Here is a 22,780-nt window from a genome sequence, read left to right as displayed (position 1 = left end):
CAACCTCGAAGAACCGGGGTCACCCCACCTTCAGCAGGAGCCGGGCGCGCTGCGCCAGGCGGATTGCGAACTTGGCCGCGCAGAAACCTAAAAACCGGGCCACGGTCCGGAAGTCGCTGCGGAACCGGATCTCCTCCAGTGCGGCGAGAAAGCCCTGGTGCAGGTAATGGTGCCGCAGCTCCCGGATCTTGAGCCGGTTCTGCCTCTTGAGCTCCCGGTTGGGGAGGAGCCGGTGGATCTTCCGGTGCAGGTAGATGGAGGTGGAATCCATCTTGGGAAGGTTATGGCTGAGGCTTCCCGGATGGTAACGGATCAAGGTGTAGGTATCCGGCTCGCTGAGGTAGGCGAAACGCGCACCCTGAATCGCGCAGCGAAGCCACAGGTCCCAGTCCTCGTTGGAGCGCAGGGTTTCGTCGAAGTTCCCGCCGGCGATGATGGTAGACCGGCGCACCAGCGGCGCGCTCACCACCATGATGTTCATCTTCACCAGCCAGCGGATCATCTCCAGTCCCGCTCCGGAAACGTTGGGCATCCAGGGACGCTCGGGGCCCCACATGGAAAGACGGCGCTCCTCGCGGTTTTCATCGGAAAAGAAGCGGCACTCGCCGTAGACCAGATCCACCTCGGGATGCTCGTGGAGGAAGCGGACCTGGGAGGCGAGCTTTCCCGGCTCGATCAGATCGTCGGCGTCGATGATCTGGATCAGCTCTCCGGTAGCCTCGCTGATGCCGCGGTTGCGCGCGGCCGAAAGCCCCCGGTTTTCCTGGTGGAGGTAGCGGAACCGGAGGTCGTTGACCGTGAAGTATTCGATCATCTCGCGGGAATTGTCGGTGGAACCGTCGTCCACGACGAGACACTCCCAGTTTTGGTAGGTTTGGGCACGAACCGAGGCAAGTGCCTCGGCGACGAACTTGCCGTAGTTGTAGCAGGTGATGACGACGCTGACCTTGTCCATGACGGTCCCCCCGCGGCTTTTTAGATCGGGGCCAGCCGCAGTAAAAGACCTTATTATACCCAGCCTCCCCTACCGCCACCACACCGGGAAAGCCGCACGGTGGTCCCTCCGCGCCTACCGGCAAGGCCGACGGACAGTGGCCGATGGACGGTGGGCAGGGGGGGCGCCCACCCTACCGCCCCCCCCTGTCGCGCCATAAAAAAGGCCACCGGTACGGTACCGGCGGCCTTTAGTGCTCGCTAAAACGAAACGGCTCTAGGTCAGCCCGTGTTCGTTGAAGTGGGACGCATATCTTTTGTCGGAGCCCAGGATGTGCCCGCGCAGCCAGTCCCGCAGGAAGTTGCTCAGCTCCAGGGTGAGGATCAGCGCGTCGTGTTCCAGCCGCTGCTTCAGTTCCTGGGCCTTTTCGGCAAAGGCGCGGTGCTCGGCACGGTGTACGTGATAATCGGGATAGTGGAACCGGTGCATGTACTTTTCCTCGGTGGCGAAGTGGCTCTTGGCGTAGGCGAGGATGCCGAGGATGATCTCACGGTGCGCGTCGGTCCCCGCGCTGGCGGAATCGTGGAGCTTGTTGATCATGCCCAGCAGGACCTTGTGCTGCTCGTCGATCTCTTTTACGTTGACGCTGAAAGTATCATTCCATTCCAAAGTACCCATCGCAAAAGCCTCCTTGTGACATAGCGCCTCCCCCTGTCTGGCACCGGAAAAAACGCCCTTACTTTATGCACTTTCAGCGCAGAATTTGCAAGAAGAAGTACAGTCACAGACTGTGTCTCAGTCAGTCAGTGATATAATTTATGAGCAAAAATGGCTTGAATTGTTTAAGGATATGCATATGATCGCATACTATGTTGCCTGAACCCGCAGTCTCCAAACATACCTTCGATCAGCTGGTCGATCTCGCCCAGGTGAGACGGCTGCTGCAGTTGCATACCCGCCTGTCGGGGCTGGCCTGCGGCCTGCTGGACGAAACGGGCAACCTGATCCTGGGAGTCGGGTTCGAGGAGGTCTGCACCCGTTTCCATTGGAGCAATCCGGAAAGCTTCGCCCGCTGCTGGCGCGGTGATCCGCAGACCCGGGAGACCCTGCGCAGCTTCGCCGGCGAGGTCTTCGAAAGTACCTGCAAAAACGGCATGGTCAACATCGCCATGCCGATCGTGATCGAAGGCAAGCGCCTGGCGCTCTTTTTCGCCGGTCAATTTTTCTACGAGGACTCCTCCCCGGACCTCGCCCGGTTCCGGCGCGAGGCCGAGCGGTTCGGCTTCGACACGGAAGCGTACCTGGCCGCGCTGCAGCGGGTGCCCCTGCTTTCCCGGAGCCACGTCGCCGACACGGTCCGCTTTCTGCACCAGTTGGTGCAATTGATGGCGGAGGCGGGGCACGCGAACCTGATGCGGGTACGCGATCACGAGCAGCGTCAGCAGATCGAGCGGGAACTGTTCATCCTCACCGAGGCGGTGAACCGCTCCGCGGACCCCTTTCTGGTCATCGACCAGACCCACCGCTTCGCCTACGTGAACGACGCCGCCTGCCGTTCGCTGGGGTACCGCCGCGAAGAGCTCCTCACCATGAGCCCTCCCGACATCAACCCCGACGTGACCCACGCCATGGTGGAGAAAGTGCTGACGAGCACCCCGGACGGAGGGTACGCCGGGATGCTGGAGTCGCGGCACCGAACCCGCGACGGGCGGATCTTCCCGGTGGAACTGAGTTCGTCGATCTTCATCTACGGCGGGGGGAAGTACCTCCTCACCGTCGCCCGGGACATCTCCGAGCGCAGGGAGGCCCAGCAGCTGATCACGCTGATGAGCGCGGCGCTGGACAAGGTCCGCGAAGCCGCCTTCCTGATCGACGAGGAGGGAAACTTCGTCTACGTGAACCAGGAAGCCTGCCGCTCGCTGGGGTACGAAAAGGAGCAACTGCTCCGGCTCGGCGTCTGCGACATCGACCCGGACTATTCCCCCGAGGTAAGGGCCCAGGCCTATACCGACCTCATGAAGATGGGCACCCGGCGTTTCGAAACGCGCCATTGCGCCCGGTCCGGCGCGGTTTTCCCCGTCGAGATCACCTCCACCCTCTTCGAGTTCGGGGCCACCCGCTACATCCTCTCCCTGGCCCGTGACATCACCGAGCGCAAACGGCTGGAGACCTCGCTTCGGGAGAGCGAAGCGAAATTCCGCACCGTGGCCGAAAACATACCGGTGAACATCTCGCGCTACGACCGGCAGGGACGCACCCTGTACATCAACCCCAACCTGGAAAGAACGCTGGGGTTGTCGCTTGATGAGGTGTACGGCAAAAGCCCGCGCGAACTGGGGCATGCGGCGGTCTACCCGGAATTCGTCGCGGCACTGGAGCGGGTCCTTGCCTCCGCCCGTTCCGAACTGCTCGACATGTCCTTTGTCGAAGGCGACGAGGAGATCCACCACCAGATCAAGTTCGTGCCGGAGCGGGACCCCAAAGGGGAGCTCAGCAGCGTGCTCGCCATGGGTACCGACGTCACCGATCTCAACCGCTCCTCGAAGCAGCTCCTGGACCAGCAGAAAAAGCTCAGCGACATGGCCCTGGAGCTGTCGCTTGCCGAGGAGCGGGAGCGGCGCCGGATCGCGACCGACCTGCACGACACCCTGGGACAGGACCTGACCCTGGCCCGGATCAAGCTCGGGGCGCTCCCCCGGGAGGGGCTTTCCGGAAACCAGGGTGCCGAACTGGCCACGATCCAGGGACTCTTGGAAACCGCCATCGGTCGGGTGCGCCGGCTCACCCACCTGATCGCCCCCCCGATCCTGGAGAGCGCCGGCCTGGAAGCGGCGCTGAAGTGGCTGGCACGCCAGCTGGAAAAGGACTACGGGCTCAAGATTGAATTCCAGGACGACAACCGCAAAAAAGATATCCGCCGTGAGGCGCAGATGGAGGTTTACAACAGCGTGCGGGAACTGCTGATCAACGTCGCCAAGCACGCCGGGACCAAGACGGCCCGGCTTTCGGTGGGGCTGGTCGAGGAACGGTTCGCGGTGACCGTCGCCGACGACGGCGTCGGCTTCGCGGCGGCGCGGGCGGCCAACGGCACCGCAAGCGACGGTTTCGGACTTTTCAACGTCCGGCGCCGGATCCTGCACCTGGGAGGGAGCTTCCAGATCGATTCCGCGCCGGGCGGCGGGACCCGGGTCAGCATCAGGATGCCGCTCGCCGCGCAGACCAACCAGGGCCTTCAGCCCGAATCACAGGGGAGAGGAACATGAGCATCAACGTGCTGCTGGTCGACGACCACAAGATCATCAGGGACGGGCTCTCGGCGATCCTGCAAAACCAGGATGACATCCACATCATCGGCGAGGCGGGTGAAGGTTCCGAGGCAATCGACAAGGTGCAGGCACTCTCCCCGGACGTGGTGGTCATGGACCTGACCCTCCCCGACATGGGGGGGATCGTGGCGACGCGCCGCATCCTGGCCGAGCGCCCCGACACCAACGTTTTGATCCTGACCATGTTCCTGGACGAGAACTGCGTCATGGAGAGCCTGGAGGCCGGCGCCCGGGCCTACCTGGTGAAGGACTGCGCCGCCGAGGAGCTCGTGGCGGCGATTCGCTCCATCCACCGCGGCAAGCCGTACCTCTGCGCCGGGGCGCAGGAGATCATGATGCACCGCATCGCCCCGAGCCCTCCCCCGAAGATGACCGCCGAATTGACCAAGCGCGAGCTGCAGGTGCTGAAGATGACCGCCCAGGGGCTCAACACCAAGGAGATCGCCTACCAGCTCGGGGTGAGCGTCAAGATGATCGAGGTGCACCGGATGAACGTGAAGCGCAAACTGGGGCTGCACAGCATCGCGCAGCTCGCCACCCACGCCCTCAAAAGCGGCCTGATCAGCTGAGGCGACCCCGGCCTGCGCCGGCTGGTCGGGCGTGCGACCGAAGCCGCCGCTCCCTTCCCGGGCGCGGCCGGAGCGATGCCTTATCCATACATTCTCCCATCGATCGCTAAAGAAAACGAAAGGAACCGCCGAAGAACTCTGTTAACGGATAAAACCAAGAGGAGTTCCCATGCACCAGGACGCAGCGCTTCTTTTCAATACCATTCCCATCCCGATGTTCCTGGTCGACCGAAACATGGTGGTGCGGAAGATGAACGACGCCGCCATCAAGTGGGTCGACCTGAAAGAGGTGCGGTATTCCCGCCGGCTGGGCGGGGAGATCCTCAAGTGTCTGAACGCCCACGAGCCGGGTGGGTGCGGCAAGGGGCCGCACTGCCGCAACTGCGTCATCCGCAACGCGGTGCTGGATTGTCCGGAGGGGGGCGTCCTCAGGAAGAAGGCGATGCTGCAGCGCGGCAGTGCCATCGGCGAGGTGATCGAGCTCCTCATCACCACCAGCAGCTATGATGCGGAAACCTTCCTCCTCATCGTGGAGGACATCACCCAGCTGTCGAGCTTTCAGGATCTGGTACCGATCTGCATGGACTGCCGCAAGGTGCGCGACGACGAGGAATATTGGCAAAATCTGGAGAGCTTTTTGAGCCGCAACGCCGGCATCGACCTGACCCACGGGCTGTGCCCTTCCTGCTTCGAAAAACGGACCCGCGAATACAAGCAGGGGTAGCGAGGGCCAAGGCTTCCTTCCGCTCTTTCCCTTCCTTACAAATCCCTACAAAGCATCACCCAAATTTACCGCCCGGCGCGGTACCATCGCCTCGGATCCGGTCCCCGTGGCGATCCTGCCGAGCGACCTTTTCCGGTGCGACGGACCTTTTCCGGTGCGACGAACCTATTCCGGTGCGACGGACCTTTTCTGGAGCGACATCCCTGGCGCGATTCGCCGATGCGGTGGGAGCGCCATTTCTGGCGCGAACCGCAGGAGGCGGTGACAACGGTTGCCGTCATTCGCGCCCGGAAAGACGAGTCCACCGTGTACGCAGCAGGGTCGAACAGCGATCCATCGCGACAGGAATGTCGCTCCTACCCGGGGCTTTCCCGGCACCGCCATAACGTACTCGGCTGAGGCGCAAGGTGAGAATATACCTATGAGTTTTTCCACCTTTCATTCTCATTGATTTGGGATCCCCAGCTCATTCATAATGAAACGATAGCACAAAGCATCTTATGACCCTGCGGAGGCGTCTCCGATGAAGATTACGAACCTGGCTTTTCCCGCGCTGCTGACCGGCGCGCTGCTCCTCCCGGCGATTGCCGGAGCTACCCTCGGTGGCAGCGTCGACTCGATCAAGAGCGACCGCAAAGCTCTGTCGGCGGCGCATCGCGCCACCACCTCCGGCCCGGGGTACACCGTGGAGGAAATCGCCTACGACGGCACCACGGTGCGCGAGTTCGTCTCCCCGGCGGGGATCGTCTTCGGCATCGCCTGGGTGGGGTACCTGCATCCCGACCTCACCCAGCTCCTCGGCAGCTATGCGGGGGAATATTCGACGGCCCTTAAGCAGGGCAAGCGGGTCCGCGGACTCAAACGCCAGCGGGTGACCACCGATAACGTGGTGGTCGAGAAATGGGGGCACATGCGGGCGCTCCAGGGGCGGGCCTACGCCCCGGCGCTGGTACCGAGCGGGGTGAATATCGATGCGATCAGGTAAGTTCTTCCTTTTACTGCTGCTGCTCCTGGTAACTGCCGGCTGCGGTGGCAGTTCCAGCGGATCTACCGCCAGCAAGAGCAACGCGGTGAAGGTGCTCGCCTCCCTGGCGATCGCCCCTTCGGCCCCGAAGATCGCCCTCGGCACCACCCAGGCCTTCACCGTCACCGGCACCTATACCGACAACAGCACCGCCGACCTCACCGGGAGCGTGACCTGGTCCTCTTCGGCCACTTCGGTCGCGACCATCGGCAGCAGCGCCGGATCGGTCGTGGCGACCGGCCTCGGGGTCGGCCAGACCACCATAACCGCCACCCTGGGGGACATCACCGCCTCGACCACCCTCACCGTCACAGGGGCGTCGCTGGTGTCGATCACCGTCGCCCCGGGCGACTCGAGCCTCGCCCTCGGCCTGACCCGGAACTTCACCGCAAGCGGGACCTTCTCGGACAGCACCACCCAGGACGTCACCGACATCGCCACCTGGAGCTCCTCGGCCCCTGGGGTCGCCACCATCAGCAACAGCGCCGGGACGGTCGGCCAGGCGACCGCAGCCGCGGTCGGGACCACCACCATCACCGCAACCGTCACCCCCACGGCCGGCTCCGTCGGCATCGTCGGATCGACGACGCTCACCGTCACCGCGGCCACCCTTACCTCGGTCGCGATCACCCCGACAAACCCGACCCTGGCCTTGGGGGGCACGCAGCAATTCACCGCCACCGGAACCTTCACCGACCGGACCACCCGGGACCTGACCAGTTCGGTCACCTGGAGTTCCTCCAATACCAACGTTGCCACCATCAGCAACGCCGCCGGGTCCAACGGGAAGGCGACGCCGGTTGCCGCCGGCACCGTTACCATCACCGCCGCGATGGCGATCTCCCAGCCGCTCAACGGGACCATCTCCATTTCGACCCAGCTCACCGTTTCCGGGACCAGCTCCACCAGCAACGTCGTCGCCATCACGGTGAACGGATCGCTCTGCTCGTCCGGCTCCTATCCCAACAAGCCGTGCGTGAGCGTCACCGTCTGCACCCCCGGCACCTCCAACTGCCAGACCATAACCGACATCCTGCTCGACACCGGAAGCACCGGGCTGCGGGTCTTCAAGCAGGCGCTCAGCGTCACCCTGCCGCAGGTAACCGTCGGCTCCCGGTCCCTCGCCGAATGCATCCAGTATGCGGACGGCTCCTCCAACTGGGGACCGGTGCAGACCGCAAGCGTCACCTTGGGGGGGGAACCCGCGGTCCAGGTCCCGATCCAGGTGATCGACTCGACCTTCGGCACCCGGTCCCGCGCCTGCCAGAGCGCCGACCTGGGTCCCTCCGACGGCGGCTTCAACGGCATCCTCGGGGTGGGCCTGTTCGCCCAGGACTGCGGCTCGGCCTGCGCGGGCAGCTCCAACATCGGCCTGTACTACGGCTGCAGCGGCTCCACCTGCACCGGGACTACGGTGCCCCTCTCCACCCAGGTCCAAAACCCGGTGGCACTGCTGCCCCAGGACAACAACGGCGTCCTGGTACAGCTGCCGTCGGTCTCGACGAGCGGCGCCACCTCGGTCAGCGGAAGCCTGATCCTCGGCATCGGAACCCGCGCCAACAACAGCAGCACCTCGGTAACCACCTTCCCGGCCGACAGCCTGGGCGAGTTCACCACCACCTTCAACGGCTCGACCTTGAGCAACAGCTTCATCGACAGCGGCTCGAACGCCCTGTTCTTCGACTACCCTTCCTTTACCACCGACTCCACCGGCACCTGGTACACGCCGTCGAGCGCGACTCCCCTCTCCGCAGTGAACACCGGGGCCTTCGGGAGCCCGAGCCTGTCGCTCAACTTCACGGTCGCCAACGCCACGTCGCTCTTCCACACCGGGAACAACGTGTTCAACGACCTGGGCGGGTCCGGGTTGGGCGGGTTCGACTGGGGACTTCCCTTCTTCCTGGGGCGCAACGTCTTCGTCGGGATCGAGGGAACCACCTCTCCCTTGGGCACCGGCCCGTTCTGGGCCTACTGACCGAGTAGGGTGACGCGGGTAAAAAGACAATGGGGCTGGCGCACCAGGCGCCAGCCCCATTGTTTTCTGTCACGACAGAGGAACCTATCCTCATAGAGCAGAAATGAGCCAATAAAAAGTAATGAAAAAACTTCGTTTACATGACATAAACCAAACATTAGCATTAAAACTCTCTACCTCGTCTAAATACTAACAATAGCGCTTGTTTATCAAAGCAAAACGCGTTACAGTCACCTCTCGCCCGCAACGCATCCCGGACCGAACCGGCGGTTATTTTCGCACCGGCAAGCGGACCCCCGGCATCAAATCCTCCGGAAAAACCCCATCGTTCACCGTCCGTCCCAGGCACCGCCTCCTCTTTCGTCTCGCCCGCGGATTGGCGGCAAAGGGGTTGTGAGAGTTCATGGCAACAGGGATTCAAAGACGAATCACGCGCAGCATCAGCATCTACCTGGTCATCGTCACCAGTTTGAGCTGTTGGGGTGCCGTCTTTTTCTCCACGCGGCTGGCGCGGGAAAGCATCCAGAAGCAGCAGTTTGCCCTGACCGAACTCGTCGCCCGCAGCATCGACGACAAGCTGGGGGCGAACATGCTCACCATCACCCAGCTTGCCGACAAGATCCCCCCCGGTGCGCTCTCCGATTCGGTCCGGGCGCAGGCCTTTCTCGACAGCAACCACGACCTGTTATCCATCTTTGACAACGGCCTTCTGCTGTTCGACCGCAAGCACCAGCTGATCGCCGAAAGCCCGTTCCGCCCCGGAAGGCGGGGGAGCAAGACGGTGCTTTTGGATCAATTCCTCACCCACCTGGAAAGCCTCGGCCTCCCCGACATTTCCCAGCCCTACGTCTCTCCCAAAAGCGGCAGTCCCTCCATCGTCATCGCAGTCCCCATCGATTCGGGAAACGGCATCCAGGGATTTCTCGCCGGGAGCATCTCCCTGACCAAGGACATCTTCCTGGAAGAGGTGATGGGCTACAAGATCGGCAAGCGGGGATACCTCTACCTCTTCGACCGCAATCGCGACCTGATCCTGCACCCGGACAAGACCCGCATCCTGAAACACGACATCCCCCCGGGGGTCAACAAGCTCCTGGACCGGGCGCTCGCCGGCTTCGAGGGGAGCGGCGAGACCGTCAACTCGCGCGGCATCCCCCAGGTGGTCTCGGTGAAGCGCCTCCGGATGGCGGACTGGATCCTCGCCGCGTCGTATCCCCAGGACGAGGCCTACGAGAAGATCAAGTCCTTCTCCTTCTTCCTCGTCGCCGGGGCGGTTTTCGTATCCGCCATCTCAGTCGCCCTGGTCCGGTTCCTGACCCGCCGGGTCACCGCCAACCTGAACAGCTTCACGGCGCAGATCAAGCAGATGAAGAAAAACCCCGGCTCCTGCGGTTCGATACGGATCGACGGTGACGACGAGATCTCGGTCCTGGCCGAGACCTTCAACGAGCTGATGAGCGAAGTCGGGGCGGCCCGGGAGCAGCTGGACGAACTCTCCCGCACCGACCATCTGACCGGTTTGAGCAACCGCCGCCATCTCGAGCTGGAGGCACCCAAGCTGTTCGCGCTGGCCAAAAGGCAGAGCGGGTCGACGGCGGTGCTGATGCTGGACATCGACCACTTCAAGAAGGTCAACGACGGCTACGGCCACGATGTCGGCGACGTCGTGCTGGTGCAGGTAGCGAGCCTTTTGCGGGGGCAGGTCCGTCCCTATGACCTGGTGGTCCGCTTCGGCGGGGAGGAGTTCCTCCTGTTCCTGCCGCTCATCGGGCGCAACGACGCGCTGAAGTTCGCCGAACGGGTACGGCTCTCCATCGCGAAGACCCCGATCCAGGCCGGCGACCAGACCCTCACGGTGACCGCGAGTATCGGTCTGCACGTAACGGAGGAGTCGTCGGACCTGGCGGCGCAGATCTCCAAGGCCGACTGCGCCCTCTACCAGGCGAAGAACGGCGGAAGAAACCGGGTCTGCCTCTTCAATGAGCCATGATCAATAATCAATGAGCAAGCCGATTCGCGTCCTGCTCGCAGGGACGCGGCTTGCTGCGCCCGTCACTCCCCGACCCGATAGCACGCTTACCCCTGTTCCAGCTTCCGGATCTGCTCCTTCAGTTCGACCATTCTCAGCTCGCGGCCGATGAAAAGCCGGTTCACCCGCTCCAGTTCCCGGTTTTTCGCCTCGAGCTCCGCAGTCCGCAGCCCCACCCTCCTTTCCAGCTCGGCATTGAGCTGCCACAGCGCCTCTTCGGCTTGCTTGCGGGCCGTGATGTCGAAAAGCGACACGATCACCATCCCGAGGCTCTCCTCGTACCCGGGACATACCGAAAAGTAGACCGTCACCTGCCGGGGCTCGCCCGCAAGCGTCTTCACCTCGGAGTCGCGGACCATCTCCCGCCCCCCCTGCCAGAGACAGACCAGTTCCTCCCGGAACGCGGTATAGGATTGCTCGGTAAAGGTGTCCGCCAGTCCGCTGAGCAGCTCCCCCCTGCTCTGCGCCCCATGCAGCGTGACGGCGGCCCGGTTGACTTCGATCACCCGGGCCAGTTGGGCGCAGCGCGACAGCACCTCCGGGTGGGCCTCCAGGTAGGCGTCGAGCTCGACCACCCCCTCCCGTCTCAAATCGTCAAAGAGCGCCTTCACCCCGGAGAAATCCTCTTCCCAAAGGGATACCGGCGAGCTTTCGAAAACCAGACGATACCGCTCCTCGCTCTGCTCCAGGTCGCGATACATCCGGCGCAGCTCATCTTCGGCCTGCTTGCGCTCGGTGATGTTAAGGGCGGTGCCGCGCAGCCCCCGCAGGTTCCCCGAGGCGTCCCGCTTCGCCTCCCCTCGGGCCAGGATCCAGCGCGTCGCGGCGCTGGGATGAGCCAGCTCGAGATCGAGCTCGTAGGGGGATCCGGACTCCATCGTCCACCGGACCGCCGTATCGAGACGCTCCGCGCTCTCCTTGGTATAGAGCTGCTTGTGCTCCTCGAAACTGAGCGAGCGCGTAGGGTCGAAGCCGTAGATGCGGTAGCATTCGTCGGACCACCAAATGACGTCGCTCTCCGCGTCCCAGTCCCAGCTGCCGATATGCGCCAGGCGCTGTGACTCCTTGAGTTCCGCCTCCCGCTGCCGCAGCGACTCTTCCATTTTCCTTTGTTCGGTGATATCCCGGACCAGCGACATCACCCCGGTGACGGTGCCCTCTTCGTCGGGAAGCGGAGTGTTGAACCACTCGCACAAAAGCACCCTCCCATCCTGGGTCACGTTTTCGTTGATGCTGTAGCCGCCGCCGGTATCGGCCAAAAGCGAACGCCACACCTCGTCGACCGCCACGACCGCCCGGGGCGCGACGATGAGATCGGCCATCCGGCGCTCCAGCGCCTCCTCGCGCGAATAGCCGAAGATCCCTTCCGCAGCCAGGTTCCATTCCCGGACCCGGAACTCCCGATCCCACTCGATCACCCCCAGGATGTTCTGCTTGAGGTGCAGGGAAATCTTGCGTTCCGAAGCAGCCAGGGCCCGCTGGTCCTCGGCGATCTTGTCGGCCATCCGGTCGAAGATGCTGCCGATTTCTGCCAGCTCGTAGCTGCCGTGCAGCCCCACCCGCGCCTCGGCATCGCCCAGGGTGAACCGTTGCGCGACCGCGCCGATTTCCGCGACCCGCCGCGAGACCAGCTGGTGCAAAAGCACCGCTACCGCGATCGCGATGGCGACCATGACCGCTCCGAACGTGGCGGCCTGGACCTCGGCATCGTGGTGCACCTGGGCCAGGCGCGGCGTGAGGTCATACTCCACGAAGAGGACCCCCGTTTGCATGCGGGGATCCCCGCCGGGCGCCATCCGGAGGGTGACCGGATAGTACCCGCGCAACAGGGGGCGCTGCGGGTCGGCGGCGGTGCGGCTCGCGCTGCGCAGCATCACCTGCGCCGCAGCCTGCTCGTCGTAGCCGGAGACGCGGGCGGCCCGCTCCTTCTCCCACAGGTAACGGTTGGCCATCAGCACGACATGGTTCTGGTCGGCAAGGAGCAGGGTTTTCACCCCGGAATGGAGGGCGGAGACCGAAAGGCTCAGTTTGGCATCCTCGGGATTCTCCAGGGTGAGCTGGCTGGTGAGGATGTTCTGCAGATGGGTCATGGTCGCGTTGAGGTCGTTGAACCCTTCCCTCTCGATCAAGCGGCGGGCGTCGTGGATGGCGATCCAGAACAGGAGCAGCCCGCTGACCAGCGACGACAGGATCACGAGCAGCGGGATGAGCAGCGAAAGCCGGACCCGGATCATTTCAAGCACTCCGCGAACTCAGGGTCCAGGGCGGTCGCCATGTTGACCGAGGTGGGAATCATGTGCGCCTGCAGCATGATGTCGACCAGGCGCTGGGCCGGAGCGAGCAGCGCGGGGGAGCGCCCCCCCAAAAGGCGCCGGTTGTCCTCCCGGGACGGCACCTTGATGCCGGCCATCGAGGCGGCGAAAGTCTTCGCGTCCACCCCCATCCGCTTGCTCATGCGCCGGTAGGCCTCGTCGCGGTTCGCCTTCACATAGTCGAGGGTGTGGAACCACTCCCGGGCCAACCGGCACAGGTCGTCGCGCCGGCTGGCGTAGATTTCCTCCCGCACCACGACCACGTCGAAGATCTCGTCGGGAATCCGGCTGCTGTCGAAGAGGACCACCCCGCCCGCCTGGACGATCTTGCTCTTGTAGGGCTCCATGGTGACGGCGGCGTCGATTTTCCCCTGCAGGTACGCCTTCTCGTGCTTGTCCTCGGGCATGGGGACCACCTGGACCTGTTCCGGGGCGAGCTGGGCGGCCTGCAGCATCCGGTTCAAAAGGTAGGCCCCGAGCGGGATGTTCTCCATGCCGATCCTTTTCCCCTTCAGCGCGAGGAGCGATCCGATCTCCGGCTTGGCGACCACCGCGTCCGCGCCGTTGGAGACATCCAGGACCAGCAGGATGCGCAGCTTCTTTCCCTTGGCCAAGAGCGTCACGGTCTCGTCCAGGGTCAGGGTGGCGATGTCGGCGGAGCCGTTACTGAAGGATTCCAGGGTGATGTTCGCGGAGGGGAGCTCGGTGATCCGCACCGAGATGGGGTCCAGGTAGCCGAGGTCGCGGGCGAGATAGAGGGGTTCGTAGCCGGCCCAGGGGCTGCTCACGATGCGCAGCGGCTCACTGGAGTGCTGCTGGCAGCCGGCCGTGCCGATGGCCGCGGCGAGGAGAAGGAGGCAGACAAGGCGGACCGGAAACGTCATGGCACGTCCTCCCGGGATGAGAAAGGCCGCGACCGCCGGAATTTCGGCGCGGGCGGCCCGTACCACCGCCCCACCCGAAGGAGGTGCCCATGGTACGGCGAACGGACTCGATACGACATGCAGGGGGTCAGCTATCGGCAGTCAGACGACGGTACTCATGGACCAAGGACCCGACGCATCCTGGCGAGAGATCCTTACTCATAGGAACAGGAGAGTCATGTCACAGGTATTATTTGTATCGTATTATTGAGAGCTTTCAAGACAGGGGAACAGGCACAGCCTTAACCGCGGCACCGGCAATGAGAGTTACGGGGCCGCGCTACTGTTTCCGGCGGAGTTGGTTGAAACGAGGGATTGGTTCGAAAATAGTTCTTTATCTCTACGCAAAAACGGCGCTACTATCACAGCTCCGCACGGCAGGCCGATCGTGGTTGTCCTGGCCGCGGAACTACCTCCGGAGGAGCCTCGTGAAAACACTCGCAGCAATGACTTTGGGAATTTTTCTCACCCTGGCAACGAGCATCGGCGCTGGCGCAGCGACCACCCTGGTGCGCATGAGCGACCACCAACCGGTGGAGCTGGGCAAATGCGTGGAAGAGCTCGGCCGCTCCGACGTCATCTTCGTCGGCGACACCCACGACGACCCGGATCTCCATAACAAGCAGATGGAACTCATCCGCGCTCTTTACGCGAAGAACCCGCAGCTGGCCATCGGGGTGGAGATGTTCACCTCCGAGAGCCAGGCGGCGCTCGACGGCTGGACCCGGGGAAAACTCGACGAGCCCGCCTTCGAAGCGATCTACGCCCGAAACTGGTCCTACGACTGGCGCCTCTACCGGGATATCTTCATCTTTGCGCGGGACAACCGCATCCCGATGATCGCGCTCAACGTCCCGAAACGGCTCATCGCCAAGGTGGTCCGCTTCGGCCCCCAGGGGCTGAGCGAAGAGGAGCGCAAGGAGCTGCCTCCGGGAGACCCCTGGACCCTGGCGCCGCGCCAGGCCGAGTTTTTGAAGCGGCTCCAGGAGCAGGTGTTCGGCAACCGGCCGGCCCGGTTGAACCGCGCCAACTTCGAGGCCGCCCAAGGGCTGCGCAATCACACCTTCGCCTACCGTATCGAGCAGTACCTGGAGAAGACCCCCAAGGCGAAGGTGATCGCGATCGCCGGGACCTGGCACGCGATCAAGCACGGCGCCCCCGACAGTCTCAAGGATTACGGGAAGCTCAGCTACAAGGTGGTGCTGCCCGACCTGGTCGATTTCGAGTGGCAAAAGCCGACCCCGGAGGATCTGGACTACCTCATGCCGCGGAGGAAATAGGTACCGTCCGCTCTCCTTAGGAGCGACATTCCTGTCGCGATCAACTCCCTTTACTGAGGCAAGCCAGCCCCCCACCCTGTGGGAGCGCCTTTCCAGGCGCGAAAAACCGAAACCGCGGGCACCGCCTGCGGCGGTTCGCGCCAGGAATGGCGCTCCCACAGTAAAAATCCTCTGCCGTCTTCGAGGAGCGGTTTCATCCTCGGGGGAACCAAGCACACCCAAAACATCCTTGCGGGATCAGGCGACCTCACAAGTAGGAGCGACATTCCTGTCGCGATTTAATCCCTTAAAAAGCAAGCCAGCCACACTACCCTGTGGGAGCGCCTTTCCAGGCGCGAAAAACCGCTGGAATCACCGCCTGCGGCGGATCGCGACAGGAATGTCGCTCCTACACCTCCCCCCAAACATCCCGCTCCATTTCCGACCAATTTGATCCGTTTTTCGCACCCTTCCATATCCCCTGCCTTCACCGGCAAGCGATGCAACCTCACGCTTTCATTGACCGCAACCGACCCGATCCTCTTTGGCACGCATCCTGATAATTGGCGCTTGTACAGGTCTACCCTGACAAATAAGTACTGATGGCAACCTATCAGGTATCAACGGGGAGGTATTCGATGGAGCAGGTAAAACGAGGCGCGACGTTACTTTGGGGAATGTTTCTTCTCATCGCACTTTGCTGGCTGCCCGGATGCAACGGATCGGGGAGCAGCGGAGGGAGCAGCGGCACCGGCAGTATCACCGGCAAGGTGGTTTCGGCAGCAACCGGGGCCCCCGTCGCCGGGGTGTCCATCAGCGACGGGACCACGACCGTGGTCACCGATGCCAACGGCTCTTTCACCCTGCCGAGCCCCGGCGGTTTCCGCACCCTGGTCGCAACCGCCACAGGCTACGAACCGGCATCACGGGTCTGCACCGTCAATTCGGGCGGCGCCACCGAGATGAACTGGTCCCTGACCGCCAGCCACGATACCTACACCAACTACGACAACGCCTCCCCGTCGGCGATGATCCCGGCGGCCAGCATGGATTACGTCATCCTCGCCTGGAACGACCTGGGAATGCATTGCATGCAGGACGACTACTCGACCCTTTTGATCCTCCCCCCGTTCAACACCCTCCATGTCCAGGTGTTCCGGCGCGGCGAAGGGCTGGTGACCCGCGGCGTCACGGTGAGCTACCGGTTCCCGAAAAAGACCGACTCGACCCTGCACAACAACTTCTGGAACTACTCGTCGCAGTACAACTACCGGCAGTACGGTTGGCAGGTTACCCCCAACGTCGGCATCACCGGCTCGCCGCTGGCGGGAAACATGGCGCCCGATGCCAACGGCCTGGGCTTCGTCGCCACCGGCATCCCGCTCACCCCCTACGATGACGACGGGACCTGGGACCCCTACGGTGCCGCAACCATCACCGTCACCGACAACGGGACCGGCTCGGTCCTCGCCACGACCCGCGTCGTCGCCCCGGTCTCCTCGGAGATCAACTGCAGCAACTGCCACGGCGCCACCAACACCTTCGTCAACATCCTGCAGACCCACGACCGCTACAACGGGACCACCCTCGCCGCCGACAAGGCCGCCGGCAAGCTCCATCTGTGCGCCGAATGCCATGGCGACAACGCGCTGGGGCTTTCGGGCAAGCCGGGGGTGAAGAACCTCTCCCTGGCGATGCACGGCTTCCATAAAGACAAGGTGAACGTCAGCGCCGACCCGAAAAATCCCGACTGCTACAACTGCCATCCGGGCCCCCGGACCAACTGCCTGCGCGGGGTCATGTTCCACGCCGGCAAGGAGTGCAAGGACTGCCACGGCGACATGACCGGGATGGCGACCGCCCTGGCCGCCGGGCGCAAGCCGTGGCTCGAGGAACCGCGCTGTGCCGACTGCCACGACGCGAAGCACCAGGAGAACCCCGGGACCTTGTACCGCAACTCCATCTTCCGCAACTCCCCCCAACAGGAGATGAACGGGCAGATTTACTGCGAGGCCTGCCACAACAGTACCCACGCCGAATACGTCTCGACCAATCCGGCGGACAACGTGATCCCGCAACAGCTGCAAGGGGACAGCTACTGGATCTGGAACTGCTACGTCTGTCACAACGACTACATGCCGAGCCGCTCCATGCATCAGTAGGTCAACGAAAGCAAGAAGGGGTTAGCCGCAACCGGCTAACCCCTTCTTGATACTTACTTCAGTTTCCCCTCCACCTCCGGCGGCAGCGGTACCCCGAGCTTTTTAGCCTTCTGCAGATACTCGGCCGCCTTCGCCTGGTCCCCCCCTTCCGGGTCCAGGTAGCAAAGACCGAGCAGGTAGTTCAGCTTCGGCTCCTCGCTCGCCTGCGGATAGACCTGCAACAGGTACGACCTCGCGCGGGAGAGTTCGTTCTTCCTGAGATGGGCCACCCCGAGCAGGTACTTCGCATCCACGGTCAACGGCGATTGGATTTGGGCATAGAGCCTCTCGGCGACCTCCAGCCGCGCAATGGCGTCGTCCAGCCGGCCGCCTCCCAAAAGACACGCCCCCAGCCCGTAAAATCCCTCCGGGTTCCCGGGCTGATGCTCGGTCAGCCAGACGTACTCCGCTTGGGCGTCTTCCAGGTTCCCCTGCGCCTGATACCCGGCGGCGAGGTTTTGGTGGGCGACGCCGTTGTCCGGCTTGATCTTGAGCGAACGCTGGTACCAGGTGACGGCCTCGTCGATCCTCCCCTGCCGGCGCATCAAAAGGCCGAGATTATCCATCGCGTCGCAGTAGCCGGCGTCGCGGGCAATCGCCATCCGGTACTGCGCCTCGGCCTCGGCAAGCTTTTCCTGGGCGGTGAGTTCGATGGCGTTGTTGTACAGCTGCAGCGCCACCGAATCCTGGGTCGGGCAGAGGATGCCGGAGACGCTGATCCGGCTGGTCTGGTCGGGATCCGGCCTCACCGCGGCTTTGCCTTCCGTTCCGAGCGCCGGCCGGGTATCCGGCGCCGGAGCGGCGGAAGGCGCGGCGTGGCCGGATCCGGACGCCAGCACCAGGGCGGCAGCAATGAGAGCGCAATACCATCGCGAAATTGGTTTCATGATCCCTCCAACGATGTGCACCAAAACGGCGCCCACAATAGAGAGAAGCAGAAGTGAAGTCAAGGGAAAGGGGGAAACCGGGGTCGGGGGTCGGGGGGGGGCGGGCGGTCGGGCGGTTGGACAGAATGGATGGTTCGTCTCGTAAGGGCGCAGCCTGCTGCGCCCGTCAATCCGGGAGGTCCGGGAGGCAACTCCTTCCGGCACCGCCGTGCCCAGAAGGAAGGCGAGGCATTACACCAGGGAACTCCTGATCTCCCGCAGGAGATCCACCGGCGAAAACGGCTTCTGAAGGATCCGGGGACTGGTGAGCCCCTTCAGTCCATCCGCGGAATAGCCGCTGATGAAAATGACCTGGGCATCGGGATTGACCTTCTTGATCTCGTGGTATGCCTCCACGCCGCTCAACCCCGGCATCAGCACGTCCAGGACCACGACGCTGATGTCGCCCATCCGGGTCTTGTAGATATCGGAAGCTTCCTGACCATCCTTCGCCGTCAGCACGCGATACCCGCAACCGGTCAGGAATTTCTCCATGAGCTCGAGGAGCATGTCCTCGTCGTCGGCAAAGAGTATCGTCTCGGATCCCTTGAATGAGGCATCGATGTCATTGAGATAAGCGTCCATGTCATTAAACACCTTTATTATGTCGTTCTTTCCATTGGGATCCAGCGTTTCCGGAGAGTTCATCCCGAGAACCAGTTCGACCTCGCGGAGGATGGCAGAGACAGAAATTTTCAAGGCGTTGGCAAAGGCGAATATGGAAACCAGACTGGGTTGCTGCTTGCCTCCTTCGATATTGGAAATAAAGGTACGGTCAAGGCCGCTGTAAACCGACAGCTTCTCCTGGGAGAAACCATGATCTCGTCGTAATCGACGAATGACGACCCCGAATGCCTCTTCAATAGTCAAACGAATACCCCTTTTTGTAGCCGCTTCGTGATCTCCTGGCAGGCAAAACTGTCCGTCAACCTCAGACCGCGAGTTCGCCTTCTTATAACAGATTCCAACGAAAAAAGCTGTGGACTATTAGCTACACCGCCCCATTTTTCATTGGATTTACGGTTGCTTAACTTGTGACCAGAATGGAGCTAAAAGCGAGAATGGGTAAATGATATTGAAGAGTTTCATCAGCGATGGTTGTGAACCGTCTATCGGATAGGAATTAAGCGGGGAAGAAAGAGTGCCGCCGGCGTGCACATTTTTTCCATGATTAATCAGAAGAAGATCGGGGCAGCGGAATACGGCGCAAAGCAGACCGCAGAGGCCGCTGAGGCGCGCAGTACTTTTTTTCTTCCGGGTTTTCCGGGGAACCGGGTTGATGTTCGCTCGAACGACTGGTGAGGCCTTCGCGTTCACGTTTGTGAAGCGGCCAGGGGGGATTTGTTCGGCCGATCGCGTCCGGGGTGGAGCCGAACATGCTGGGTAGCTATCGCCCCAGCACCCGGTTCACCCGGTCTTCGATCAGCGGGTGGTCCTGGAAAAGCTCCCCGATCCGGGCCCCTTTTCCGGAATCCTTTTCGTGGTCCTTCTCCAGTCGCCGCAGCATGTCCGCGTAAACCCGCGTCGGGATCCCCATCCCCTTCAGATACGCCACGGCGGCGTCGTCAGCTTCATTCTCGAAATCGCGCGAGTACTTGGCATCGATCAGTGCCGTCGGCAGGGTCGCCGACAGCGAGGTCACCGAGGTGATGTCCCCGGTGACGGAGGCCACCAAAAGCGCGGTCGCCGAGTTGCGCAGCAAGTGCCTTAGTGCGTGCCGCCGGGTCAAGTGGCCGATCTCGTGCGCCATCACCCCGGCGATCTCCTGGTCGTTTTTGGCGAGCTGCACCAATTTGTCGGTGACGATGACGATGCCGGCAGGGAGGGCAAAGGCATTCGCGCCGACCACGTCGCCGGAACGAAATTCCAAGCGCCACCCCTCCCGCTCGGCGTAGCTCGAGGTAACCCCGTCGAAGAGCCGCCTCAGTTGCCGCTGCCGCGCAGCGGGAAGCCGGGACGGTTCGAGCAGGGTTCGATCCAGGATCTGCAGGGTCTCCCGTCCCAGGAGCCCTTCCGTGGTCGCGGGAAAGGTGGCGGCAGCCCGGTCGGCGAGTTCCGGGATCCCGAAGCGGACGAACAGAAACGAAAGGGCCGCGAGCAGCACAAAGGCGATCACCGCCCGGCGGGGGCTGTTCTCCCAGCGGTGCACCTGCCGGAAAAAAGCCCCCCTCCCCTGCCGCCGCTCCAGATGGTCGAGCAGGCCGTCGTCGGCCGTCTCCAGCAATTCTCCGTCCGGAAAACGGACCGCGCGCACCGCCTTGCCCAGCCGAGGATCGACCCGCAGACGCCCCACCGGGACGCACCGGTCCACCCCCACCCCGACGACACGCAGGGCTCCGGCATCCAGGTGCAGTTCCACCTCGTGCTGCCGGGAGGTCTTCCCGTCGTACCATTTCCCGCGTCCGCGGATCATAGGCCGAAGTCGAACCCGAGGAGATCGCCGATCTCCTCACCGGCGGCGCCCACTTCCTGGCGCTCCCCTGCCGATACGCTGTCCAGCCCCCCGATTCCGGATACGGTGAAGCGCTCGAAGCGGTAACGCGCCATCCGTACCGCCGCCCACGGGGCCAGGAGCCCCAAGGTGAACACGACGGAAACGATGTTGCTGAGATAAATCCAGGTCACCTCCCGGACCTTCAGGTTCAAAGAAAAGCGCAGCCCCCCGATCGAGGTGCCGCTCCAGACCACGTTGGCCATCACGGTCGGTACGTAGACGAGGATCAGGAAATACGCCAGGAAAAAGGTTCCCACCGGCACCAGGGCCAGGGCGGGATGGGCGAGCGGCTTGCCCCCCTTGGCGGCCAGGCCGATCCAGACGAGGGAACCGATCATGACCGGCACGACGGCGAGGACCGGCGCCAGGAGGCGGTAAAAAGCACGCGGCGTCGCGTCGAAGGAGAAGGAGGCGGCCCCGAAATGGGTGTTCTCCACCAGGAAGCGCTTCTGGCGCCACAGCAGGTACGGGATGATGAGCCCCAGGGTCGGTATCGCAAGCAGCGGCATCCAGAGAAACTCCCGGTAGGCCCCCTTGTAATCGGGGGTGAAGCGGAACCGGATGTTGCGGTAAGTCGAATTGAAGCAGTTGAACATGCGGGAGCGGACCAGGATCCAGGGATAGACCCCGGAGAAGAACATCGCCACGAACGGGGCGACGGCGGGATAGCTCCGGTTGCAGACCGAGTAGACGACCACGAAGGCACCGGCGATCAGCCACCCCTTCAGGATGGCGAGCGGGTCGGCCAGGTAGTCGAAGGGAGCTCCGTCCAACAGGGTGTTCGCATAGAAGTAGCGCCGGCGGCGGACCTTGGCCCACGGCGAATAGAAGCCGAGGCTGACGATCCGCAACAGGGTGTTCACGATCCAGATGCCGAAGTATTCCTTGGCGGTCGCGGTAAAGCGGAAGGAGAAGCTTTCCCGGCAGCGCGGCTGCGCCGGCGGCGTCGGGAGGCTGCCCCCCGGCGCACCGTTTTCCGGTACGTCAGATACGGCGCACCCCGGGGCCGGTTCCGGACCGCTCCCCGCTTCCATCGGCCCCGGATCGATCTTCGGGGTGTTGCCGGGGAAGTAATGAGAATACTGTCCCTTTTTCAAGACGATCCGGGACGAGCAGCGCCCGCAGACGTGCTCATCTCCATCCACCAGGAGCTCGTTTCTGCAATGTGGGCAGATAATGTAGACCAGTGCCACGCCTTCTCCTCCAAAGCTTCCACAGGATCATCGGGTCATCGTCCTGTGTTTGACGAAGGATTCGTTAACAAGAAGCGTACCAGTCCGAAAGCAGAAAAAAGCCACCGTAATTCAAGGCGTTACAGCCTGACCAGATAAACGCCACCGCAGCGGCTACTGTCCATTTTGTTACAGCGGCACGCACCGGCCGCCGTTTTGGTATTAAGAAATTAGATAGTTACCACAGGCTGTAACATAATGGACATGTCCATAATGTTACAGTTTTGTTGGATGTTCCGAATGAGGGGATTTTATGAGAAAGATGCGATTTGATTTGTATGAAATAAAGAGCGCCGGAGGGAGAGATACCGTACTGAGTTTTTCGATTCGGAGCGACATTGCTGTCGCGATCAGACCCCGCCAACAAGAAGCGACGACGGTTCTTACCCCCGTGGCGCCGCGACCAGCTTATCCAGAATCCCCAGCAACTCCTTGAGGTTCAGCGGCTTTTTCAAAATGTGCGAGATCCCGGCATTGCCCGCCTCGACGAGACAGGGTCCGGAAGTGTGCGCGGTGATGGCGATGACCGCCACCCTCGGGCTCATCTTGCGGATCTCGGCGGCCATCCAGGTGCCGTCGCCCCGGGACATGCTCAAATCCGTGATGACGATCTCGTGCCGGTGCTTTTGAAAGGAGGCGAGCCCCTCTGCGCCGTCCTCCGCCAGAAAAACCGCCACCCCCGGGAACCGGACCGGCAGAATGCGCCCCAAAGCCTCACGCGCCCCGGCATCGTCATCGACCACCAGCACGGAGATGCCCGACCTCACCCCTGACTCGGCTTCCATTTCACCCCTCCATTCCGGATAACACCGCATTGGCCCCTGCCGCTGCCCCACGGAGATCGCGGGGGAA

Annotated in this window: 17 protein-coding genes; 8 read left to right on the top strand and 9 right to left on the bottom strand. The window is 62.8% G+C overall.

From position 1 onward, the window contains the following. Positions 1-19: 19 nt before the first annotated feature. Together JFN93_RS21985 and JFN93_RS21980 are read right to left on the bottom strand one after the other, a co-directional pair. Positions 20-955, bottom strand: coding sequence for a glycosyltransferase family 2 protein (locus JFN93_RS21985; RefSeq protein WP_199386445.1), 936 nt, complete (start codon positions 953-955; stop codon positions 20-22). A 255-nt stretch (positions 956-1,210) separates the two neighbouring features. Next, a complete protein-coding gene (locus tag JFN93_RS21980) occupies positions 1,211-1,612 on the bottom strand; it encodes a bacteriohemerythrin (RefSeq protein WP_199386443.1) in 402 nt (133 codons plus the stop codon). Positions 1,613-1,803: 191 nt separating this feature from the next. Between JFN93_RS21980 and JFN93_RS21975 the strand changes: the two genes are divergently transcribed. From JFN93_RS21975 to JFN93_RS21950, 6 genes are all read left to right on the top strand, one after another. Next, positions 1,804-4,197, top strand: coding sequence for a PAS domain S-box protein (locus tag JFN93_RS21975; RefSeq protein WP_199386442.1), 2,394 nt, complete (start codon positions 1,804-1,806; stop codon positions 4,195-4,197). After that, positions 4,194-4,829, top strand: a complete 636-nt coding sequence (locus JFN93_RS21970) for a response regulator transcription factor (RefSeq protein ID WP_199386440.1) — start codon at positions 4,194-4,196, stop codon at positions 4,827-4,829. The genes JFN93_RS21975 and JFN93_RS21970 overlap by 4 nt, the downstream gene beginning before the upstream one ends. 169 nt (positions 4,830-4,998) lie before the next feature. Then, a complete protein-coding gene (locus JFN93_RS21965; RefSeq protein WP_199386438.1) occupies positions 4,999-5,553 on the top strand; it encodes a nitrogen regulation protein NR(II) in 555 nt (184 codons plus the stop codon). 523 nt (positions 5,554-6,076) lie between these two features. Continuing rightward, positions 6,077-6,538: a DUF2844 domain-containing protein gene (locus tag JFN93_RS21960; protein ID WP_199386436.1), complete on the top strand. Its 462-nt coding sequence runs from the start codon at positions 6,077-6,079 to the stop codon at positions 6,536-6,538. After that, complete coding sequence (locus tag JFN93_RS21955) at positions 6,525-8,552, top strand: DUF3443 family protein (RefSeq protein WP_199386435.1); 2,028 nt, start codon at positions 6,525-6,527, stop codon at positions 8,550-8,552. Before JFN93_RS21960 ends, JFN93_RS21955 begins: the two co-directional genes overlap by 14 nt. A gap of 403 nt (positions 8,553-8,955) precedes the next feature. Beyond that, positions 8,956-10,542, top strand: coding sequence for a diguanylate cyclase (locus JFN93_RS21950; protein ID WP_199386425.1), 1,587 nt, complete (start codon positions 8,956-8,958; stop codon positions 10,540-10,542). Between the two features lie 86 nt (positions 10,543-10,628). On the opposite strand, the gene JFN93_RS21945 is transcribed toward JFN93_RS21950, so the two are convergent. Both JFN93_RS21945 and JFN93_RS21940 read right to left on the bottom strand, forming a co-directional pair. Beyond that, positions 10,629-12,815, bottom strand: coding sequence for a PAS domain S-box protein (locus JFN93_RS21945; RefSeq protein WP_199386417.1), 2,187 nt, complete (start codon positions 12,813-12,815; stop codon positions 10,629-10,631). Next, positions 12,812-13,777, bottom strand: a complete 966-nt coding sequence (locus tag JFN93_RS21940; RefSeq protein ID WP_199386415.1) for an ABC transporter substrate-binding protein — start codon at positions 13,775-13,777, stop codon at positions 12,812-12,814. Before JFN93_RS21940 ends, JFN93_RS21945 begins: the two co-directional genes overlap by 4 nt. Before the next feature lie 467 nt (positions 13,778-14,244). Between JFN93_RS21940 and JFN93_RS21935 the strand changes: the two genes are divergently transcribed. Further along, positions 14,245-15,096, top strand: a complete 852-nt coding sequence (locus JFN93_RS21935) for a ChaN family lipoprotein (protein ID WP_199386413.1) — start codon at positions 14,245-14,247, stop codon at positions 15,094-15,096. A gap of 617 nt (positions 15,097-15,713) precedes the next feature. After that, the gene (locus tag JFN93_RS21930; RefSeq protein ID WP_199386411.1) at positions 15,714-17,237 is read left to right on the top strand and encodes a carboxypeptidase regulatory-like domain-containing protein; all 1,524 of its coding nucleotides are present in this window, start codon (positions 15,714-15,716) and stop codon (positions 17,235-17,237) included. Positions 17,238-17,290: 53 nt separating this feature from the next. Here JFN93_RS21930 and JFN93_RS21925 read toward each other — a convergent pair whose 3' ends face one another. The 5 genes from JFN93_RS21925 to JFN93_RS21905 form a co-directional block, all read right to left on the bottom strand. Then, on the bottom strand, positions 17,291-18,163 hold the full coding sequence (locus tag JFN93_RS21925) for a tetratricopeptide repeat protein (protein ID WP_199386409.1): 873 nt from the start codon (positions 18,161-18,163) through the stop codon (positions 17,291-17,293). A gap of 231 nt (positions 18,164-18,394) precedes the next feature. Continuing rightward, complete coding sequence (locus JFN93_RS21920) at positions 18,395-19,072, bottom strand: response regulator (protein ID WP_199386407.1); 678 nt, start codon at positions 19,070-19,072, stop codon at positions 18,395-18,397. A 517-nt stretch (positions 19,073-19,589) separates the two neighbouring features. Next, positions 19,590-20,615 carry a M48 family metallopeptidase gene (locus JFN93_RS21915; protein WP_199386405.1) on the bottom strand — a complete coding sequence of 342 codons (1,026 nt, stop codon included), beginning with the start codon at positions 20,613-20,615 and terminating at the stop codon, positions 19,590-19,592. Continuing rightward, positions 20,612-21,889: a YjgN family protein gene (locus JFN93_RS21910; protein WP_199386403.1), complete on the bottom strand. Its 1,278-nt coding sequence runs from the start codon at positions 21,887-21,889 to the stop codon at positions 20,612-20,614. The genes JFN93_RS21915 and JFN93_RS21910 overlap by 4 nt, the downstream gene beginning before the upstream one ends. Before the next feature lie 422 nt (positions 21,890-22,311). After that, positions 22,312-22,713: a response regulator gene (locus JFN93_RS21905; RefSeq protein ID WP_199386402.1), complete on the bottom strand. Its 402-nt coding sequence runs from the start codon at positions 22,711-22,713 to the stop codon at positions 22,312-22,314. Between the last annotated feature and the right edge of the window lie 67 nt (positions 22,714-22,780).

It is taken from the genome of Geomesophilobacter sediminis, assembly GCF_016458275.1.
GTDB lineage: Bacteria > Desulfobacterota > Desulfuromonadia > Geobacterales > Geobacteraceae > Geomesophilobacter > Geomesophilobacter sediminis.
This window is presented reverse-complemented; position numbering and strand designations above follow the sequence as displayed.